The following is an 18,913-nucleotide window of genomic DNA, read 5'->3' on the forward strand; positions in this document are numbered from 1 at the left end:
TGCTACTCCGTGGGGGTGGCTGTAGTCGTGACGATGCGGTGGTCCGCCCGCACCAGGTCGAGAAAGTTGCGAAGGCGCGGCTCTTTCGGCGCGGCCATGATGTCGCGCGCCGGCCCCTCCTCCAGGATGCGTCCGTGGTCCATGAAGGCAATGCGGTCGGCGAGGCTCGCCGCGAAGCCGATTTCATGCGTGACGACCAGCATGGTCATGCCAGTACCGGCCAGCGCGCGCAGCACGGCGAGTACCTCACCGACCAGCTCCGGATCGAGCGCCGAGGTCGGCTCGTCGAACAGCATCAGGGCCGGATCCATCGCCAGCGCTCGCGCAATGGCCACGCGCTGCTTCTGTCCGCCGGAGAGCGCATGCGGGTGGCGGTCCATCCGGTCGGCGAGCCCGAGCCGCGTGAGCAATTCGATACCGCGCCGCGTCGCTTCGTCCCGCGGCCGGCCCAGCACCACGGTCTGCGGCCGGACCACATTCTCGAGCGCGGTCATGTGCGGCCAGAGATGAAACTGCTGAAAGACGATGCCGACCTGCGGGCGCAGGGCGTCGATCTGCCGGCGGTTCTGGCGGCGCACGACGCCGCCCGGCATCAATTCGCGCCCCAACGGCTTGCCCGCCACCTCGATGAAGCCATCGTCGGGTTGCTCGAGCCAGGTCAGGCAGCGCAACAGGGTGCTCTTTCCGCACCCGCTCGGACCGATCAGCGCCACGATCTGACCCGCATGCACGTCAAGATACACCTTGTCGAGCGCGGTGACGCCGTGAAAGCGCTTGGTCAGGTTGGAGACGCGGAGGACGGGGGGAGCGCTCATCACGTCCTCCTGGCCACCAGCGAGAGATAGCGGTCGGCGATGCGGTTGCGGCTGACGGACTCGGCCTGCACGGCACCGACCCTGCGCTCCAGTCGCCTGGATGCCTCCGCGATGACGACCGCGATCAGCCAGTAGATCGAGGCCACGGCTGCGAACACCTCGAAGGGAGCGAAGGTGTTTCCCTGCACCACGAGGCTCTGGTAGGTGAGCTCCGGCACAGTGATGGAGGACAGGACGGCCGACTCCTTCATCATGGTCAGCGTCATGTTGGTGGATGGCGGCACCAGGGCGCGAAGGATCTGCGGGGCGATCACGTGCCACATCGCGCTCATCGGCGACATGCCGATGGCGCGCCCGCTTTCGAACTGGCCACGCGGCAATGCGAGAATCGCAGCACGCACGATCTCGGCATAATAGGCGCTGGCGAACAGCGCGAGTGCTGTGGTCCCGACCAGGGTCGCCGGCAGCCGGATGCCGCAAAACGGCAATCCATAATAGACGACGAAGAGAATGATGATGAAGGGAATGTTGCGCAGGGTTTCGACATAGAGGCCCGTGACGAGTCCCGGCAGCCAGCCCGGCACGAGCGCAATCAAGGCAACCGCAATCCCCGCGACATAGCCCATCACGAGCGCCGCAACCGAGACCTGGAGCGTCAGCCACGCGCCTTGCAGGAGCAGCGGCCAATAGTCGACCAGAACGGCGGGATCGAAATGCATCGCCTCAGACCCGCGCCGCAGCGAAGCGGCTCTCTGCCACCCTGCCGGACAGGCTGATGACGAGATTGATGACGAGGAAGACGAGCGCCGAGCCGATCATGGTCTCGAACGGCCGATAGCTGGCGCTGGCGATCTGCTGCGCCGTGCGCAGCACGTCGACGACGGTGATGACCGACAGAAGCGCGGTGCCTTTCACGACAATTGTCGCTTCGTTGATCAGCACCGGCACGATGCGCCGGAACAATTGGGGCAGCACCACTTTGAGCCAGATGGCGTGCGGTGGCAGCCCGAGCGCCGTCGACGCCTCGATCTGACCGGCATCGATGGTGGCGAGGCCACCGCGCATGCTCTCGCTGACGAACACCATGCTGTTGAAGGCGATGGCTGAGACGCCCGCCACTTCCGGCGAGAGGTCGAGACCGACCGCCGGAAGCACGTAATAGGCGATGAAGATCTGGATCAGGAGCGGCGTGCCGCGCACGAAGCTGATGACGACGGCGATGCACGCATTGACGGCAACGATCTTCAGCGAGCGGACGATGGTCAACGCCGTGCCGAGCGCCAGGGCGAGCAGCATGATGATGACAGCCAGCCGGATGTTCACGGCCGCCGCGCCAATCAGACGGGGCAGGATCGACAGCAGGTAGTCGAGCTTGAAGCCCATGGCACGGGCCTTTCATGTCGCAAGATGCCTGGTCTCGCTGTTACCCCTCGGTCACCACGTCGATCGGCTACATTGCCCCGGGCGGCAGATAGCCTTGATCCGGGATCGTCATCTCGAAGCCGAACCATTTCTTCTGAAGGGTCGCGAGGCGGCCGTCGTCGCGCATCTTGCGGATCACCGCGGAAATGGCGTCCCGCAGATCCTTGTCGTCAGGCCGCGTCACCCAGGCGAGATAGGAGTATCCGCCGTCCTGAGGCGTTGGCGCCAGCAACTCGAAGACGTCAGGCTTCTCCTTGACCAGCGCGGCAAGACTCGGCAGCGACTGGATCACGGCGTCGGCTTCGCCGCTGGCGAGGGCCACGTAGCTTTCGGGGAAAGCGGTGAAGAGCTTCAGGTCCTTGAAGCCCGTTCCCCCCGCGGCCTTCAGCTTGGCATCGAGCGCACGAGCGACCGGTTCGGTTGACGACGCAAGTTGGGTTGCGACCACCTTGCCGTTGAGGTCTTCCACCTTGGTGAGCTTGTCGCCCTTGCGCTTCATGGCGTAGGGCACGCCATCGGCGATCGGCATCGTATAGGCGTAACGCTTGGCGCGTTCCGCATTGATGCCGACCGTGGTGGCGACAAAATCGAACTTGCCGGCCAGCACACCCGGCAGGATGCCCTGCCAGGGCAGGTCGAGCTGGTTCAGCTTCTTGACGCCGAGTTCCTTGACCACTTCGGCGAGAATATCGGAACCATAGCCGACGATCTTGCCATCCTTGACGAATTCGAAAGGAGGGAAGGCCGCTTCGGTGCCGACCGTCAGTTCACCGGTCCGCTTGATCTTGTCCAGCGTCGTCTCGGCGAAGGCAGGCTCGCTCGCGACCAGCGCGAGACAGGCGCTGCCCGCCAGAACGCCGAATATCGTGCGATTGGTCTTCCGCATGGCTGATCCCTTCGTTGTCGATGTCCGCAAAGGTTGCCGCCGCCTCAGGCAGGCGGCGCGTCGAAATAATTCGCCCTCACTGCCGCGCCGATCAGATTCACGATCAGGCGGCCGGCCGTGATGCAGGTGATCATGTTGACGTCGATGGATGGCGTGATCTCTACAATGTCCATGCCAACCACCCGCCCCTTGCGCACCAGGCCGTGGATGAGCTTGCGGACCTGATGGAAGGTGAGGCCGCCCGGCGCCGGGCCATCGACGGCAGGCATCACGGTCGGATCGAGGCCGTCGGCGTCGATCGTGATGTAATATTGGCCGCCCTCCGGAATCCGTTCGAGCACCGAATCCATGCCCTTGTCGTGCACCTCGAAGGCCGGAATGATGTTGGAGCCGTAGGCAGCCGCTGCCTCCACCTCTTCGGGTCGCGCGCTGCCGGATGAGCGAATGCCGATCTGGAAGATCTCGCCAATGTGGGACATCTCGGAGGCCCGCCGGATCGGGCTCGAGAGGCCATCGCGAACACCGTTCACTTCATCGCGCCAGTCGATATGGGCGTCGACCTGAATCAGCGTGATCGGACCATGGCCCTTGAAGGCGCGCAGGATCGGGATCGGGATGCCGTGGTCACCGCCGATGGTGATGGGCATGGCGCCGGCGGCAAGGATCTTGCTTACTGCTTCTTCAGCTCGGATGGAATGGCTGCGGAGATCGGTCATATCGGCAGGCACGTTGCCGACATCGACCACTTTCAAGGCACGTCCGCCGTAGATCGGGCCGCCGACGTCAAAATCGTAGCGCTCCAGGCCGCGACAGATGCGATCGGTGACCGAGCGGACAGCGTCGGGTGCCTTCGACTGGTCGTTGGTGATCGCGGCAGCGTGGTAGGCGCTGCCATAGGGAATGCCGAGGATGGCAATGTGCGCGTCGAGAGCGTCGAGATCGGTGCAAATTGGCGACCAGAGCAGGCTCTGGTGCTTGAGAGAAGGCGGCACCGTCAGAGGCAGAACCATAGGTCCTCCAGGTCACAGCAGGTTGGTCTTGCCGAGCAAATCGGCATCCGGCCGCCAGGCAACCGGTCTGCGCATCGCTCAGATGTTCAGCGACGCTAACGCGGACCGAATAGCGCCCGGAATGACGTTTCCCGAAACCATGCTTGTAGGAACCGCAACATGAAGCACGTCCCGCCGGCACCCGTTCCGCAGCTCACGGAGAGCGATCTCAGGCTGTTGCGCATCTTTCGCGCCGTCGCCGAGGCGGGTGGCCTGACCGCGGCAGAAACCCAGCTCGGGATGGAGCGATCGACCATCAGCCGGCATTTACTCGCGCTGGAAACGCGCCTCGGCAGCAGGCTCTGTTTTCGCGGTCCTTCCGGGTTCGAACTGACTGATTTCGGCCAACGGGCCCTATCGGCCAGCATCGCGGCCTGTGACGCGCTCGAAATGGTGCATCACGAGCTCAATCTCGCCCGCAACCTCCTGTCGGGCGAACTGAAGATTGGCATCGCCGACAACTGCCTGTCCAACCCGCACTGCCGGTTGGCGGACACGCTGGCTCGGTTTCGCGCTGCCGCCCCCAATGTCACCCTGAACGTTGCGATCGGCCTGCCGAGTGCGCTCGTCGACGACGTGCTGGAGCGACGACTGCATCTGGCCATCAGCGGACAGCCCGCCGTCAACAGCAAGCTCGAATACGTTTCGCTGTTCACCGAGGAGTTCCGGCTTTACACGGCGGCAGCGGCGCCGCTTGCGCTCGACGATTTGCGCGACGGCGGTGTGGTTGTGGTGACGCGGACAAACGATCGACGTACGCAAAATCTCGCGCGGCGGCTTCACATCAAGCAACATGCCGTTGCCTTCGGGCTCGAGGCGGTCGCGACAATGCTGGTCGGCGGCGGGTTTGTTGGCTTCCTGCCGACGCATTATGTCGAGATGCTAAGACCGATCCATCCATTGGAGGAAGTGTCGGGTGCCGAGGCGTTTCGCTACATGACCCAGTTCTCGCTGGTGTCGGCGATCAACCGGCCACTTCCACCGAGTGGCCGATTGCTGACTAAGCTGCTGACCGAGTCGCGGAGCACGAACTAAGCCGACCACTCCTCGCCCCAGACCTGCACGGCATGGCCGGGCGAGACTTCACGATATTGCCGCGCTGGCGGCTGATAGTCGGGCGCGCGCACCGGGCTTCTGATCTCGTCGTTTGCGACCTCGCGCCTGGTGCCGCGGCGCGCGGGATCGGGCACGGGAACGGCAGCCATCAGCTTCTTGGTGTAGGGATGCTGCGGATTGCCGAACAATGCCGCACGCGGACCGATCTCGACGATCTCGCCGAGATACATTACTGCGACGCGATGGCTCATCCGCTCGACCACCGCGATGTCGTGCGAGATGAAGAGATAGGCCAGCCCCATGCCGGCCTGAAGATCGAGCATCAGATTGACGACCTGCGCCTTGACCGAGACGTCGAGCGCGGAGACAGCCTCATCAGCGACGATCAATTTTGGTCCGAGCGCGAGCGCGCGCGCGATGCAGATGCGCTGGCGCTGGCCACCAGAGAATTCGTGTGGAAAGCGTGCGGCCATGTCGGCGGTGAGGCCGACGCGCTTGAGCAGGTCGGCGACCTTGTCGCGCGCCTGTGACGCAGTCGCGAGACCATTGGCCAGCAGTGGCGCTGCGATCGCCGTTCCCACCGACATGCGCGGATTGAGGCTCGCGAACGGATCCTGAAACACGATCTGCATGTGCTTGCGGAAATCGCGCAAGGTGCGGCCGTTCATGGCGAGCACGTCCTGGCCGTCGATCAGGACCGTGCCGGCGTCCGGTTCGGTCAGCTTGAGGATCGAGCGGCCCGTGGTCGACTTGCCGCAGCCGGATTCGCCGACTAGCGCCAGCGTCTCACCGGCGCGCAAGGTGAAGGAGATGTTCTCGACCGCGTGGACGCGGCCCGAGACCTTGCCGAACAGGCCAGAGCGGATCGGAAATCGCGTAGTGAGATTTGACACCTCCAACAGCGGACGCTCGGCGCTCGACACTGTGTCGGGCGTCTCCGCCGGTTCGTCCGAGGTGCCCGTGACCTTGTCGACGATGGGAAAGCGCATCGGCCGCGTCCGGCCGTCCATCGAGCCGAGCCGCGGCACGGCCGCGAGCAGTGCGCGCGTGTAGGGATGCGAGGGTGCGGCGAAGATGCGCGACGTCGCGTCGGTCTCCACCGCCTGCCCGCCATACATCACCACGGTACGATCAGCGATCTCCGCGACCACGCCCATGTCGTGTGTAATGAAGAGGATCGACATCCCCTCCTCCTGCTGAAGCTCCTTCAGCAATTGCAAGATCTGCGCCTGGATGGTGACGTCGAGCGCCGTGGTCGGCTCGTCCGCGATCAGGAGTTTTGGTTTGCAGGCCAGCGCCATCGCGATCATCACGCGCTGGCGCATGCCTCCTGAGAAACGATGCGGATGCTCGTGGAAGCGGGATTTTGCCGCTGGGATACGGACACGGTCGAGCAGGCCGATGGTCTCGGCTTCGGCCGCCGCACGCGACAGACCGCGATGCTGCATCAGCGCTTCCGCGATCTGGAAGCCGATCGTGAGCACCGGATTGAGGCTCGTCATCGGCTCCTGGAAGATCATCGCGATGTCGTTGCCGCGGATGTCCTTCATATCAGCTTCGGGCAGCGTCAGCAGATCGCGGCCGGCGAGCATGATACGGCCCTCGCTACGGCCGCTCTCCTTGGGAATGAGCCGCATGATCGACAGCGCGGTGACGCTCTTGCCCGAACCGGACTCGCCGACGATCGCGACGGTTTCGCGGGGCGCGACATCGAAGGAGACGTTGCGGACGACCGGAATCCACTCTCGCTCGCGCAGGAAGGACGTGGTGAGGCCGGAGACCGACAGCACGGGCGCCTGTGCTTCGGCAATCGCTCGATCAGATTTGCTTGCGCCGCTGCTCATGCGCAAGCCCAGAGGTTTGCCGCGGAGTAGGTCCGCTCCCTCCCCCGCATGCGGGCAGGGCTATCGCATGTGGCTGATGAGTTGGAGAAGGAAGGCATCGTCCCAGCCAGCGCGCTTGACCTTTTGGCGCATGGAGATGCGGGCGGGGTGAGCGCGAATGAGGTTGACCGCGTTCCGCCGCAAGGTCGCAAAGTTCTCGGGACCGTTGTCTTTTCGGGTTCGGCAGGCATCCTCGCCAAAGACGACGTCCAGGACCCAGTGCAACTGGTTCTCGATGCTCCAATGGCTGCGGACGACCTGCAAGAATCGTCTTGCAGGCATATACTTGGACAACACGTAATATCGCACGGCCGGTTTTCCGGCTGGTTTGCCATGCAGCCGTCGGCGCGAGGTGACGCGAGCGATGGCGGCCATTCCGGGAAAGCGGTTTGCCACCCCCAGGCTGCTGTTGCGCATGATGGTGGCGCGTCTGGATTCGGATCGATCGTGGGTGCTCGGCTCGAGACTCTGCGCCACGTTGCGCTTGCCCGAGCGGGTGAAGCAGCGTTCGACGTCCGCAAACAATTTGCTTTGATTCTCCTTGAGAGCCAGCACGTAGTTGGCGCCGCGTGCGAGCACCTTGTTGGCGAAGGGGCGATTGCAATGCAGGGCGTCGGCCGTGACGATGCAGCCTTCGAGCGAGAGCATTTGCAGCACTTCCAGCGCCCCTTGGGCCTCGTTGCGACCCGGTGCCTTGCACGAAGCAAGCGCCATCCGCGCCTCGGTGGCGAAGACATTGACCATGTGCAGCGGCGTAGCGCTGCGGCCCCGCTCGTAGGCTCCTCGCACCGCCTTGCCATCGACGGCCACAACACCGGTAAGTTTGATCCCGTTGACCTCGGCGAAGGCTGCCATAAAGCATCGGAAGGCTTGCTCGAAAGCCGCAGGGTCGAGCGCGTTGAGCACGCGGCTGAACGTGTCGTGACTGGGAACTCCGTGCTCCAGCCGAAGGAATTGCCGCAACAGCTTTTCCTTGGACGATGCAAATACCTCCATGTCCGTCGCGCTCTGCCCGCCACACAGGATCGTGGCCAGCGCGATGACGATGATGTCCAGCAAATCGTGCAGCGCGTTCGGTGCACGCGGATCGGGCAACGTACTGAAGATATTGCGGATCTTGCGCATAGGGGCCCCTCTGCGAATCGGGAGCCCTCTTCAGAATCCATATTGTCGGCCCGCGCAACACCTCGCGCAAATTCACATGCGATTCCCCTGCGCATGCGGGGGAGGGTTGGGGAGAGGGTGTCTCCGCAAGCGAGAACCCCCAAGAGGAGAGAACCCTCACCCGGCGCTACGCGCCGACCTCTCCCGCAAGCGGGAGAGGTAAGAGGAGCTCGTTGCTGCACTGATGTCTCTATTGCCATCGCGCCCTCAGTAACCGCGGCTGCGGTCGACAAGTCCCGGCAGCTCTTCGCCGCGGCGGTGACGTGCGATGACATCGAGCACGAAATCGACGGCCGTGTCCGGACTCGTCATGCTGGCATTGTGCGGCGTCAGCAGGATGCGCGGATGGCTCCAGAACGGATGACCCGCCGGAAGCGGCTCGGGATCGGTGACGTCGAGCACCGCACCCGACAGCGCGCCGCTGTCGAGCGCCGCGAGAAAATCGGCCTCGATGAGATGCGGGCCGCGCCCGACATTGACGAGCCCTGCCCCGCGCGGCAGGCGCGCGAACAAATCGGCGTTGAGGATGCCGCGGGTCTCGTCTGTCAGCGGCAGCAGGCAGACGAGAATGTCGGACTGTGCCAGGAATTCCGGCAGCGCACGCGCGCCCGCATAACAGGTGACGCCCTCGATCTGGCGCGGCGAACGATTCCACCCTGCAAGCGGAAAGCCGAACGCCCTGAGGCGTTCGAGCACGGCCTGACCGAGCTGGCCGAGCCCCATCACGCCGACACGGCGACGTTTGGCCGGCGTGATCCGGATCTCGCGCCAGACCTGCTCCTTCTGCTGATTGACGAAGGACAGGAGATCGCGATGCAGGCCGAGCACCGCCATGGTCACATACTCCACCATGGTCTCGGCGATGCCGGGCTCCAGCATGCGGACCAGTGGGACGTGCGCCGGTACTTTTGTTGTGTCGAACTGATCGACGCCAGCGCCGACCGAGAAGACCAGTTCGAGGTTGGGGAAGGTCACCGCGATATCGTCCGGCGGCACCCACGCCACGAGGTAGCGAACATCAGCGGGATCACCGATATCGGGCCACAGCCGGAACGGCACGTGCGGCGCGCGTTCGGCGAAGAAGGTCGCCCACTCCGCACCACGCACCATGTTGGCCTTGTAGAGAACCGCCATGCCGCCCTCAGAACGGGCTGACCGGCGCGAGCCGCCGGCCGTCGATCATGCGCTTGTGGCTGTAGGCGGCGGGATCGACCAGCGGCGTTGCGCCGGTGACAATGTCGGCGGCAAGCTTGCCGGCGGCGGGACCGATGCCGAAGCCATGGCCGGAGAAGCCGGTCGCAAGGAAGAATCCGGGCAGCGCGTCGACCGGCGAGATCACCGGGATCGTATCCGGCGTGCAGTCGATGGTGCCGCCCCAGGCCTCCGCGATCTCGATGTCCTTCAATTCCGGGTTCGCCTTGATCAGCGACGCCAGCGCGGCAGTGACCAGCGACATGTCAGGCTCGGGATCGCGCACACGCTCGGTCTCGAACGGTGACGGCTTGTCAAGGCTCCAGCTGGTGCCGCGCATGATCTGGTCGAAGAAGGACTTGCCGAACGACAGCTTCAGTCCGCCCTTGCGATGCTGATAGGTCGGCCAGAAGGTGCGCGCGTAGCGGAACAGGTCCGGCGACAGCTCCACCGTGCCGCGGTTGCGCAGCGCCAGCGTGAAGCCGCCATCGAGGCGGCGGCGGATGCAATAGAGATCGGTGCCGAGCGCGCCCGAAGTAATCTCCGGCGCTGGCGTGGTCCGGCATGCCGTGGCATTGACGAGACCGATCGGCAGCTCGATGCCGTGACGGCGGCAGAACAGCGACGACCACGCGCCACCCGACAGCAGCACGGCTTGCGTGCGAATGGTGCCTTTCTCGGTGACGACGGCGCTGACCCGACCGCCAGTCGTCTCCAACCCGCGCGCGGCGCAGCCCTGGTGAATCGTAACGCCGTGTTTCCGCGCGGCAGTCGCCAGCGCCGGCACGGCCATTGACGGCTCGGCGCGCCCGTCGCTCGGCGTGTGCAGGCCGCCGACCCATTTGTCGGTATTGCCCGGCATGCGCTCGGCGACCTCGGCCGGCGTCAGCACGGTCGAGTGAACCTGCATCTCGCGCGCGACGGCCGCCCAGCGCTCCCAGCTCGCGAGCTCGTCCTTGCTCTTGGTTAGGAACAGCACGCCGGTGCGGCGGAAGCCGGCATCGACGCCGGCGTCGTTCTGCATGTCCTCCCACAGAAGCAGCGCTTCGCGCGCCAGCGGAATTTCCTCACGTGCGCGACCCTGCTGACGGCACCAGCCCCAATTGCGGCTCGACTGCTCGCCACCGACATGACCTTTCTCGACCAGGGCGACGGAGAGGCCCTTCTTGGCGAGGTGATAAGCCGCTGAGACGCCGATGACGCCGCCGCCGATGACGACGACGTCCACCTGCGCCGGCAGGCGTTCGTCGCTGTTTATACGGTTGAGCGGCGGGGACATGGGACACTCCTGGACTTCAGTTCGATCGAGGTCTTACTCGTCATGGGATGTTCATTCGCGGATCGAGCGCATCGCGCAGGCCGTCGCCGAGGAAGTTGAAGCTCGTCACCGCCAGCGTGATGGCGAGGCCCGGCGCAATCGCAAGCCAGGGCGCACTGGTGAGATAGATCTGCGCGTTGTTGAGCATGTTGCCCCAGCTCGCGGCCGGCGGCTGGATGCCGTAGCCGAGATAGCTGACATAGGATTCGAGCAGGATCGCCTGGGCAACGTTCAGCGTTGCCGCAACCACGATCGGCGCAATCGCGTTGGGCACGAGCTCGCGGAACATGATCCGCAGGTTCGACGAACCGAACGCGAGAGCTGCGACCGCGAATTCGCGCTCCCGCAGTGAACGGACCTGCGCCTCGACGATGCGGGCAACGCTCATCCATGCGGTAGCCGCAATCAGCACGGTGGTGGTGACGGGGCCGGGCTCGGTGAGCGCGGCGAGTGCCAGCAGGAGAAAGATCGTCGGAAAGCACAGCACGGCATCAACGAGCCGCATCAGCACCGCGCCGACCACGCCGCCATAGAAGCCGGCGAATGCGCCGACCACGATGCCGACCGCCATCGCCATCACCATCGCGACGATACCGACCGAGAGCGACACGCGTCCACCCATCATCAAGCGCGCCAGCACGTCGCGGCCGAGCTCGTCGGTGCCGAGGATATGCGCGCCCGCAAACGGCGGTGCGAACCGCTTCATGATGTCGATATAGGTGTCGTCGAACGGCAGCAGATAAGGACCGATCGCCGAGCCGAGGACGAGGATCACAATGATCACCGCACCCGCAAGCGCCAGCCGGTGCCGGCAGAAGCGCCGCCACGCGGCCTGGCCAGGGGCGGGTTGAGCGGTGGAGAGAGCAGCAGTCGTCATCGCCTAGCCCACCCGGATGCGCGGATCGACGACGGCATAGAGGATGTCGGCCAGCAGCGAGCCGATCAGCACCATCATCGCCGAGAACATCAGGATGCCCATCACCACGGGATAGTCGCGATAGCCGATGGAATCCAGGAACAGCCGGCCCATGCCCGGCCAGGTGAACACGGTCTCCGCCACCAGTGCGCCGCCGAGCAGCGTCGGGAATTGGAGGCCGGCCACCGTGATCACCGGCAGCAGCGCGTTGCGCAGCGCGTGAACGGTGAGGATCCGCCATTCCGGCATGCCCTTGGCGCGCGCGGTGCGGATGTAATCCTGGTTGATCACCTCCAGCATGGAGGAGCGCATGAAGCGGCCCCACATCGCGGTCTCGACCAGCGCCAGCACCAAGGCCGGCGCGATCAGATGATGCAGCAGGTCGAGCAGCGAGCCGTCGCCGATGGTTTCGCGGTTGCCGGCCGGCAGCCAGCCGAGCTTCACCGAAAAGATGTAGATCGTGACGAGCCCGAACCAGAAGGTCGGGATCGACAGCGCGATCATGGCGCCGACGGTCGCGAGCGTGTCGAACAGCGAATAGCGGCGCAGCGCGCCGATTATGCCGATCCAGCAGCCGAGCAGGACCGCGATAATCGTTGCCGTCGCCATCAGCTCCAGCGTGGCGCCGAGATGCGAGGAGATCACCGACAGCACCGCCTCGCCGTCGCGATACGACTTGCCCCAATCACCCTTGAGCATGCGGCCGAACCAGTCGAGATACTGGATCGGCAGCGGACGATCGAGCCCGAGCTGCCTGGTGACGCGGTCGAGATCCTCCTGCGTCATCTGCCCGGAGACGGCAAACTGCGACAGCGGGCCGCCAGGGGCAAGATGCAGAATCGCAAAGCCGATCGCCGAGACGATCACCAGCAGCATCATCGCCTGCGCCAGGCGATTGGCGACGTAACGGGCCATCTCAGGCGATCCCGCGGATCGAATGCATCAGGCCCAATACCACTCGCGGATGTTCCAGCAGTTGATCGACATGTTGATGTTGGGGCGGAAACCTTGCAGCCCTTCCTTCACGCCTTCGGCGATGAAGCCCTGGAACAGCGGCAGGATGGCGAGGTCGTTGCGGACGAGCTTTTGCAGATCGCCATAGGTGGTCTTGCGCTGGGCGAGATCGAACTGCTTAGCGCCTTCGGCAAGCAGCCGGTCGGCTTCCGCGCTCTGGTATTGATAGGTGTTGTAGCCGCGGCCGCCCTTGGCGAGAATGGCGCCGGAGCCGAAGCGCGGCGTCACGTCGGGGTCGCTGCCCAGCATGAAGTTCACCCCCACGATCACCGAGTTGAATTTCGACTGCTGCCAGAAATCACCCCAGATCACCGCCGCCGGCATGTTGTTGACGCGCATCGTCGCGCCGATCGCGCGCCAGTCCTGGATCAGGAGTTGCTGGGTCTGCTCGCGGACGGCATTGCCCGAGGTCGTCGAGTTGGTGAATTCGAGCTTGACGCCGCCCTTTTCGCGCACGCCGCCGGCGCCGCGAACCCATCCCGCGGCATCGAGCAGTGCATTGGCCTTGGCAGGGTCGTATTTGTGTTGCGGCAGTCCCTGCTGGAACGACCAGGCCTGCTGCGGCACGAAGCTTTCGGTCGGCGTCGGCAGGCCGTAATTCAGCGCATCGATGATCGCCTGCTTGTTGATCGCAAGATACAGCGCTTCGCGCACCGTGCGGTCGGCGAGCGGCCCGAACTCCAGATTGGGCGCGATGTGCTCGACCGAGGACGTCGAGGAGACGAAGATCTTGCGGCCCTTGAGCGTCTTTGCCTCCTGCACGAAGTTCGGCAAGATGCCTTGCAGGCCGGTGTAGTCGACCTGGCCGGTGCGGAACTGGGTGTAGAGAACGGTAAGGTCCGGGATGTATTTGAACACCACCCGTTCGACGTAAGGTCCTTTGCCGTGATAGCCGGTGTAGGCATTCAACTGAATATGGTCGCCGGGCACGCGCTCGCCCCAGCGGAACGGTCCGGTCCCGACCGGCGCGTTGTGGAATGGCGAGGCATTCGGATCGGACACCTTCTCCAGGATGTGCTTGGGCACGATGAAGGTCAGCGCCCCCAGGATCGACATGTAGGGCGAATAGGCAGCCTCCATCCGCCAATGGATCTCGTCGGGCGCGACGATCTTGATGTCCTTCACGAGGCTATGGCCGACGCGACTGCGCGCACGAAAGTCGGGATTGTTGTTCAGCTCGAGCGAGAATTTCACGTCGTCCGCCGTGAACGGCGTGCCGTCGTGCCACTTCACGTCGCTGCGCAGCTTGATCTTCCAGGTCAGGCCGTCGGCCGACAGGCCGCCATTCTCGATCGTCGGGACTTCGCGCGCGAGGTCGGGAATGAACTTGCCGTCGGGATCGATGAACCAGAGCGGCGAGAACACCTGCCACCAGACGCCCTGGTCGACCTCGATGCTGGGCATCAGGGGATGGAAGACGGTCGGCTCCTGCGACAGCGCGGCGATCACCTGCCCGCGCGGCTTGTCCGGCGGATTGCTCGGACGCTCGGTCTGCGCAAGGGCGCTGCCTGAAAGCGTCCATCCCGCCGCGGCGCCAGCGCCGAGCTGGAAGAATTGTCGGCGACTTGGAATGCCGAGATGATGCAGTCCGCCAACGCCGAACTTGCCGGTGCTGTCTGCCATGACCAGTCTCCGTTCCCGCACGCGGCACCTCTCCCGCGCCCCCGAGACCCCGGCAAAGGGACAGGAGTGGGCTTTAGTGCTTCTAAATTTTTCGATCAAAAGTTCATCATGACTAAATACAGCTGTCAATCGGATTGCTAGGATGCGCGACCTTTTCACACCGCCGCCCGATTCCGGCGGCGAGGTCATGCACGGGAGAGCGACATGGATGGTCGCGGCGACACCAACTGTCCGAAGGACGCGCCGACGGCCGAGACCGACGATGCGGTCGACCAGCGGCTCGGCGAGACCGTGCGGCTGCTGCGCCAGCGTGCCGGCCTCTCGATCCAGGACGTCGCCAACAAGACCGGTCTCTCCAACGGCATGATCAGCCAGCTCGAACGGGCGCGCGCCATGCCGTCGATCCGCACGCTGCGCCTGCTCAGCATCGCGCTCGACGTCCCCATCTCCTATTTCTTCGAGGCCAGCGATCCCGCCGCCGACGTGCAGCGCTACATCGTGCGCAAGCACAACCGGCGGCTGCTGCGGCTCACCGCCAGCGGCGTCGTCAAGGAAGCGCTGACGCCGGAAGGCACGGGCCAGCTCGAGCTCTACGAGCTCACGCTCAATCCCGGCGCCTCGTCAGGCACCGACTTCCTGCAGCACACCGGCGAGAAGGCCGGCTACATCCTCTCCGGCAGCTTGCGGCTGTGGCTCGACAACCAGGCCCATGTGCTCGAGGCCGGCGACAGTTTTCGTTTTCCGAGCATCGTGCCGCACATGTTCGACAACCCGACCCAACAGGCGGCGCGTGTGATCTGGGTCACGACGCTGCGCCAGACCGATTCGCCGGCAGGTTGACCCAAAGCAACGCCTCGCCCCGATACCGCCGGAAATTGCCCTCGACGCCGCCGCAGGGAGTCTGTAGCTCACAGGGAGCCGGACTCATTTTGACAAAGCGGACTTCGGGGGTCCGCGGCTGACGTCGTTGGTGCGAGACCATGAAACTCAGGGGGCTTCTGACACTCGCGATGGCCGCGCAGGTCGTCGTGACCGCCGCGGCTCTCTTTGTCTCGTATGCCGTGACCGGACCCGGGTTCGGCGTTGCGAAGATCATTGCCCTGCTCGCAAGCGGCGCCGTCGCGGTGCTGGTCGCGCGGCTCTGTACCCGCACCATCGAGGCGGCTCAGGACAAGCACACTGCCGCACAACTGGCCGAGCAGGCGCAGTCGAGCGCACAGATGACCCAGGCCGTCATCAAGACTGCGCTGGATGCTTTCGTCCAGACCGACGCGAACGGGATCATCCTGGAGTGGAGCGTTCAGGCCGAGGCGCTGACCGGATGGACGCGCAAGGAGGCGCTCGGCGCGGACGTCGTCAACCTTCTCATCGCCGAGCCGCTCCGCGACGGTTTCAGGCAACGCATGATGCACCTTCTGCCGGAGCTCTCGACTACGCCGATCGGGATCCGGTTTGAGGCGACCCTGCTGCACCGGGAAGGCGACGAGATTCTGATCGAGGCGTCGAGCACCGCGCTCCAGATCGGCGGGCGTACCGTCATCAACAATTTCGTCAAGGACGTCACCCAGAAGCGCGCCGCCGAGGAGCAGCTGATCCAGGCGCAGAAGATGGACGCTGTCGGCCAGCTCACCGGCGGCATCGCGCATGAATTCAACAACATGCTCACGGTGATCACGGGCACGATCGAGATCCTCGCCGATGCCGTGAAAGACAACCCGCCGCTCGCCACCATCACCAAGCTGATCAGCGAGGCCGCCGATCGCGGCGCGGCACTGACCTCGAGCCTGCTGTCCTTTGCGCGCAAGCAGGCGCTGCAGCCGGCCGATATCGACGTCAACGACCTGCTCGAAGAGCTCGCAAAGCTGATGCGGGCGACCTTCGACAAGAAGATCGAGATCGTTAAGAGGCTCGACGGCACCATCTGGCTCGCCTTCGCCGACCGCGGGCAGCTCTCCTCGGCGCTGCTCAACCTCGCGATCAACGCCCGCGACGCGATGCCTGAGGGCGGCAGGCTGACGCTGAGGACGCGCAACGTAGTGTTCGGCGTGCGCGAGGCCGTCGCGGTCGGCGCCGGCTATGCCGGCGACTATGTCGAGATCCAGATTGCCGACACCGGCACGGGCATTCCGCAGGCGATCCTCGAACGCATCTTCGATCCGTTCTTCTCGACCAAGGAGGTCGGTAAGGGCACGGGCCTCGGGCTCAGCATGGTGTTCGGCTTCGTCAAGCAGTCGGGTGGCGGCATCAAGGTCAAATCTGAAGAAGGCCGCGGCACGACATTCACGATCTACCTGCCGAAAGCGGATACCAGTGCGCTTCGCCCGACCGGCTTTGACGAGCGCAAGATCGTGGGCGGTAAGGAAACCATCCTTTGCGTCGAGGACGACCGCGACGTCCGTCACTACGTCACGGTCCAGCTCGAAAGCCTCGGCTACAAGGTCATCCCCGCCACCAACGCGAGCGACGCGCTCGCCATCGCGGCCAAGGGCACGCCGTTCGATCTGCTCTTCACCGATATCGTGATGGCCGGCGCCTTGAATGGACGGGAGCTCGCCGACGAGATGGTGGCTGCGCGGCCGTCCTTACGGGTGTTGTTCACGTCGGGCTATGCCCACGACGCCCCGCATGGGCCGGGACACGCCACCATGGGTGCGCCACTTCTGACAAAACCCTACCGCAAGGCCGAGCTCGCGCGCATGCTGCGCCGCTCGCTCGACACCGCCGTCGATGCGGCAGGCGACCCGATCCCGACGCCCTATTCGGTACAGGCCGAGGTCGAAGGGTTCTTGCGCAAGCAGGAGACCGACGAGGGCACGACGCGATCGCGAAAATGAAGTTTTCCGGCGCCTCTCGCTAGCTCATCCGCCGCCGCAGCGTTGCCGACGGCGTCTCGCCGAATTTTTCGCGGTAGGCTCCGGCCATGCGGCCGAGATGGGTGAAGCCGAGATCGAAAGCGATGTCGGTGATGGAGACATCCGGCGAGGCCTGCGCGAGCCTGGTATGGAGACCAGCAAGGCGCATATCGAGCAGCATCTCCGAGATCGACACGCCGAAGTGACGGCGGAAGCCGAGCTGGAGCGCGCGAATGCCGATGCCGGACGCGCCCGCGAGCTGCGCGAGATCGAGCGGCTCGCCGGCATTTTCCGCGAGATGGTCCCGCGCGGCGCGGAGCGCGCGCGGCAGGCGTTCGGCTTGCCCCGAGAACGTCCTGATCGCATCCGACAGACCGTGCCGCTGGCCATTGAGGAGACGATCGAGCAGCGCCTCGCGCCAGTCGGCCATTGCCGCCGGTGAAAGCCGGCCGGACGGCCCGAGCCGCTCGGCGAGCCTCATCAACTCGGCAAGGCTGGCCTGCAGGTGGCGGCCGGATGGCGCGCGCAGGTCGATCGCGGGATCGAATTCGACGGTGCCGGCCGCCCTGCCCGACAGCGCCGCGGCGCGCTGCTCGACCATGCGACGGTCGAGCAGCAAAATCGCCTGCGCGCAGTCGTGCCACATCATCCGGGTCGGGACCGTCGGCGACAACAGCGACGCCGTCCGGTCCGGCGCGGCATCGACTCCGCTGGCACCCGCCCAAACCTGCGCGGTGCCCGTGAGCGGGATCTGGACGAGGAAGAAGCGATCGAGGCAGCCCGGATCGATGCTCACAGTCCCACCATAGGCAACGTAGTTGATGGAAAAGCCGTCGAAGGCTGCGCAATTGTGCCGGGCCGAAAATCCGGAAGCACGGGCCTGTGCCGGCTTGAGGTCGTGCGGACAGAAGATGCGTCCGATCTGCTCGGCCGCTTCGTCGACATCATCGGTGGTGACGCGAGCGAACTCCGCAAGCCTTTCGGCCTGGGAGCACCGTGTGCTCATTTCCTGCACGGCTGCGGACATCGTCGACCACGCTTCGCGTCACGGAATTGCTTTAAGCCTATAATAGTTCCGCGGACGCGAAAAGGGCCGCGTCGCAAAATCGTCGTGTTGCATGGCAACAGCCGCCACCGGATTCGTTTAGCGGATAGACACCGGCTCGCACGTGGCCGAAGCTCGGTACAGCCGGAGTTCATATGGAGGCGAACATGACTGCACTGGAAAAGGGCATTACCGCAAACGGCACGGGCTATGGCGGCAAGACCTGGAACATCCTGGGTCAGGTCTATTTCCCCAAGGCCGTCACCGAGTCCACTTTCGCGTTCGAGACCAACAGCGATCCCGGCCAGTTCGTGCCGGTGCATATTCATCCGACCCAGGACGAGTTCATCCTGGTGCAGGAAGGCACCCTCGACCTCAAGCTCGACGGCAAATGGGTCAAGGCCCATGCCGGCGACCTCGTGCGCCTGCCGCGCGGCATCCCGCACGGCTATTTCAACAAATCCGACAAGCCGGCCCGCGCGCTGTTCTGGGTCTCCCCGATGCAGAAGCTGGAGGCGCTGTTCGACCAGCTCCACAATCTGACCGACCCTGCCGAAGTCGTGCGCATCTCGGCGCTGCACGAGGTCGACTTCCTGCCGCCCGAGGCCAACGACTAGGCCAAACAACCAGGCAGGCCGCCCTCCGCGTCCACTTTCATCTGCTTGCTGGTCCGCCGGCC

The 18,913-nt window shown here is 64.8% G+C and carries 17 protein-coding genes; 4 read left to right on the forward strand and 13 right to left on the reverse strand.

Going from position 1 to position 18,913, the window contains the following annotated elements; translation table 11 throughout:
• Positions 1 to 2: 2 nt before the first annotated feature.
• The 5 genes from V1280_RS19855 to V1280_RS19875 all read right to left on the reverse strand — a co-directional run bounded on the left by V1280_RS19855 (position 3) and on the right by V1280_RS19875 (position 4,133).
• Positions 3 to 815: an amino acid ABC transporter ATP-binding protein gene (locus tag V1280_RS19855; protein WP_334527630.1), complete on the reverse strand. Its 813-nt coding sequence runs from the start codon at positions 813 to 815 to the stop codon at positions 3 to 5.
• Positions 815 to 1,534 carry an amino acid ABC transporter permease gene (locus tag V1280_RS19860; RefSeq protein ID WP_334527632.1) on the reverse strand — a complete coding sequence of 240 codons (720 nt, stop codon included), beginning with the start codon at positions 1,532 to 1,534 and terminating at the stop codon, positions 815 to 817. Before V1280_RS19860 ends, V1280_RS19855 begins: the two co-directional genes overlap by 1 nt.
• A gap of 4 nt (positions 1,535 to 1,538) precedes the next feature.
• The gene (locus V1280_RS19865; protein WP_334527634.1) at positions 1,539 to 2,198 is read right to left on the reverse strand and encodes an amino acid ABC transporter permease; all 660 of its coding nucleotides are present in this window, start codon (positions 2,196 to 2,198) and stop codon (positions 1,539 to 1,541) included.
• A 67-nt stretch (positions 2,199 to 2,265) separates the two neighbouring features.
• Positions 2,266 to 3,123, reverse strand: a complete 858-nt coding sequence (locus V1280_RS19870; RefSeq protein WP_148772761.1) for a transporter substrate-binding domain-containing protein — start codon at positions 3,121 to 3,123, stop codon at positions 2,266 to 2,268.
• A 44-nt stretch (positions 3,124 to 3,167) separates the two neighbouring features.
• Positions 3,168 to 4,133 carry an agmatinase gene (locus tag V1280_RS19875; protein ID WP_334527637.1) on the reverse strand — a complete coding sequence of 322 codons (966 nt, stop codon included), beginning with the start codon at positions 4,131 to 4,133 and terminating at the stop codon, positions 3,168 to 3,170.
• Positions 4,134 to 4,292: 159 nt separating this feature from the next.
• Here V1280_RS19875 and V1280_RS19880 point away from each other — a divergent pair, with 159 nt between their 5' ends.
• A complete protein-coding gene (locus V1280_RS19880; RefSeq protein ID WP_334527639.1) occupies positions 4,293 to 5,207 on the forward strand; it encodes a LysR family transcriptional regulator in 915 nt (304 codons plus the stop codon).
• Here V1280_RS19880 and V1280_RS19885 read toward each other — a convergent pair.
• The 7 genes from V1280_RS19885 to V1280_RS19915 form a co-directional block, all read right to left on the reverse strand.
• On the reverse strand, positions 5,204 to 7,072 hold the full coding sequence (locus V1280_RS19885; protein ID WP_334527641.1) for an ABC transporter ATP-binding protein: 1,869 nt from the start codon (positions 7,070 to 7,072) through the stop codon (positions 5,204 to 5,206). The two genes, V1280_RS19880 and V1280_RS19885, sit on opposite strands and share 4 nt — an antisense overlap.
• Before the next feature lie 60 nt (positions 7,073 to 7,132).
• Entirely contained in the window at positions 7,133 to 8,236 is a 1,104-nt protein-coding gene (locus V1280_RS19890) for an ISAs1 family transposase (protein WP_334527643.1), read from the reverse strand.
• 246 nt (positions 8,237 to 8,482) lie between these two features.
• Complete coding sequence (locus V1280_RS19895) at positions 8,483 to 9,409, reverse strand: 2-hydroxyacid dehydrogenase (protein WP_334527647.1); 927 nt, start codon at positions 9,407 to 9,409, stop codon at positions 8,483 to 8,485.
• Between the two features lie 7 nt (positions 9,410 to 9,416).
• Entirely contained in the window at positions 9,417 to 10,745 is a 1,329-nt protein-coding gene (locus V1280_RS19900; RefSeq protein WP_334527650.1) for an NAD(P)/FAD-dependent oxidoreductase, read from the reverse strand.
• A 40-nt stretch (positions 10,746 to 10,785) separates the two neighbouring features.
• Positions 10,786 to 11,661, reverse strand: a complete 876-nt coding sequence (locus tag V1280_RS19905; RefSeq protein ID WP_334527653.1) for an ABC transporter permease — start codon at positions 11,659 to 11,661, stop codon at positions 10,786 to 10,788.
• 3 nt (positions 11,662 to 11,664) lie between these two features.
• A complete protein-coding gene (locus V1280_RS19910; protein ID WP_334527656.1) occupies positions 11,665 to 12,615 on the reverse strand; it encodes an ABC transporter permease in 951 nt (316 codons plus the stop codon).
• A gap of 27 nt (positions 12,616 to 12,642) precedes the next feature.
• Positions 12,643 to 14,337, reverse strand: a complete 1,695-nt coding sequence (locus V1280_RS19915; RefSeq protein ID WP_334527659.1) for a peptide ABC transporter substrate-binding protein — start codon at positions 14,335 to 14,337, stop codon at positions 12,643 to 12,645.
• A gap of 204 nt (positions 14,338 to 14,541) precedes the next feature.
• On the opposite strand from V1280_RS19915, the gene V1280_RS19920 reads away from it, so the two are divergent.
• Positions 14,542 to 15,177, forward strand: coding sequence for a cupin domain-containing protein (locus V1280_RS19920; protein ID WP_334527662.1), 636 nt, complete (start codon positions 14,542 to 14,544; stop codon positions 15,175 to 15,177).
• Positions 15,178 to 15,317: 140 nt separating this feature from the next.
• Positions 15,318 to 17,171, forward strand: a complete 1,854-nt coding sequence (locus tag V1280_RS19925) for an ATP-binding protein (RefSeq protein WP_334527665.1) — start codon at positions 15,318 to 15,320, stop codon at positions 17,169 to 17,171.
• Positions 17,172 to 17,190: 19 nt separating this feature from the next.
• On the opposite strand, the gene V1280_RS19930 is transcribed toward V1280_RS19925, so the two are convergent.
• On the reverse strand, positions 17,191 to 18,216 hold the full coding sequence (locus V1280_RS19930; protein ID WP_334527668.1) for an AraC family transcriptional regulator: 1,026 nt from the start codon (positions 18,214 to 18,216) through the stop codon (positions 17,191 to 17,193).
• Positions 18,217 to 18,401: 185 nt separating this feature from the next.
• On the opposite strand from V1280_RS19930, the gene V1280_RS19935 reads away from it, so the two are divergent.
• A complete protein-coding gene (locus tag V1280_RS19935) occupies positions 18,402 to 18,851 on the forward strand; it encodes a cupin domain-containing protein (RefSeq protein WP_334527671.1) in 450 nt (149 codons plus the stop codon).
• Positions 18,852 to 18,913 lie beyond the last annotated feature (62 nt).

Source organism: Bradyrhizobium sp. AZCC 2230, from assembly GCF_036924495.1.
Lineage (GTDB): Bacteria > Pseudomonadota > Alphaproteobacteria > Rhizobiales > Xanthobacteraceae > Bradyrhizobium > Bradyrhizobium rifense.

Bases quoted from the DNA above. Each gene is read 5' to 3' on its own strand.
- V1280_RS19935 (WP_334527671.1), top strand. From the start codon at position 18,402: ATGACTGCACTGGAAAAGGGCATTACCGCAAACGGCACGGGCTATGGC.
- V1280_RS19915 (WP_334527659.1), bottom strand. From the start codon at position 14,337: ATGGCAGACAGCACCGGCAAGTTCGGCGTTGGCGGACTGCATCATCTC.
- V1280_RS19860 (WP_334527632.1), bottom strand. From the start codon at position 1,534: ATGCATTTCGATCCCGCCGTTCTGGTCGACTATTGGCCGCTGCTCCTG.
- V1280_RS19930 (WP_334527668.1), bottom strand. From the start codon at position 18,216: ATGTCCGCAGCCGTGCAGGAAATGAGCACACGGTGCTCCCAGGCCGAA.
- V1280_RS19890 (WP_334527643.1), bottom strand. From the start codon at position 8,236: ATGCGCAAGATCCGCAATATCTTCAGTACGTTGCCCGATCCGCGTGCA.
- V1280_RS19920 (WP_334527662.1), top strand. From the start codon at position 14,542: ATGGATGGTCGCGGCGACACCAACTGTCCGAAGGACGCGCCGACGGCC.
- V1280_RS19925 (WP_334527665.1), top strand. From the start codon at position 15,318: ATGAAACTCAGGGGGCTTCTGACACTCGCGATGGCCGCGCAGGTCGTC.
- V1280_RS19880 (WP_334527639.1), top strand. From the start codon at position 4,293: ATGAAGCACGTCCCGCCGGCACCCGTTCCGCAGCTCACGGAGAGCGAT.
- V1280_RS19905 (WP_334527653.1), bottom strand. From the start codon at position 11,661: ATGACGACTGCTGCTCTCTCCACCGCTCAACCCGCCCCTGGCCAGGCC.
- V1280_RS19865 (WP_334527634.1), bottom strand. From the start codon at position 2,198: ATGGGCTTCAAGCTCGACTACCTGCTGTCGATCCTGCCCCGTCTGATT.
- V1280_RS19870 (WP_148772761.1), bottom strand. From the start codon at position 3,123: ATGCGGAAGACCAATCGCACGATATTCGGCGTTCTGGCGGGCAGCGCC.
- V1280_RS19855 (WP_334527630.1), bottom strand. From the start codon at position 815: ATGAGCGCTCCCCCCGTCCTCCGCGTCTCCAACCTGACCAAGCGCTTT.
- V1280_RS19910 (WP_334527656.1), bottom strand. From the start codon at position 12,615: ATGGCCCGTTACGTCGCCAATCGCCTGGCGCAGGCGATGATGCTGCTG.
- V1280_RS19885 (WP_334527641.1), bottom strand. From the start codon at position 7,072: ATGAGCAGCGGCGCAAGCAAATCTGATCGAGCGATTGCCGAAGCACAG.
- V1280_RS19900 (WP_334527650.1), bottom strand. From the start codon at position 10,745: ATGTCCCCGCCGCTCAACCGTATAAACAGCGACGAACGCCTGCCGGCG.
- V1280_RS19895 (WP_334527647.1), bottom strand. From the start codon at position 9,409: ATGGCGGTTCTCTACAAGGCCAACATGGTGCGTGGTGCGGAGTGGGCG.
- V1280_RS19875 (WP_334527637.1), bottom strand. From the start codon at position 4,133: ATGGTTCTGCCTCTGACGGTGCCGCCTTCTCTCAAGCACCAGAGCCTG.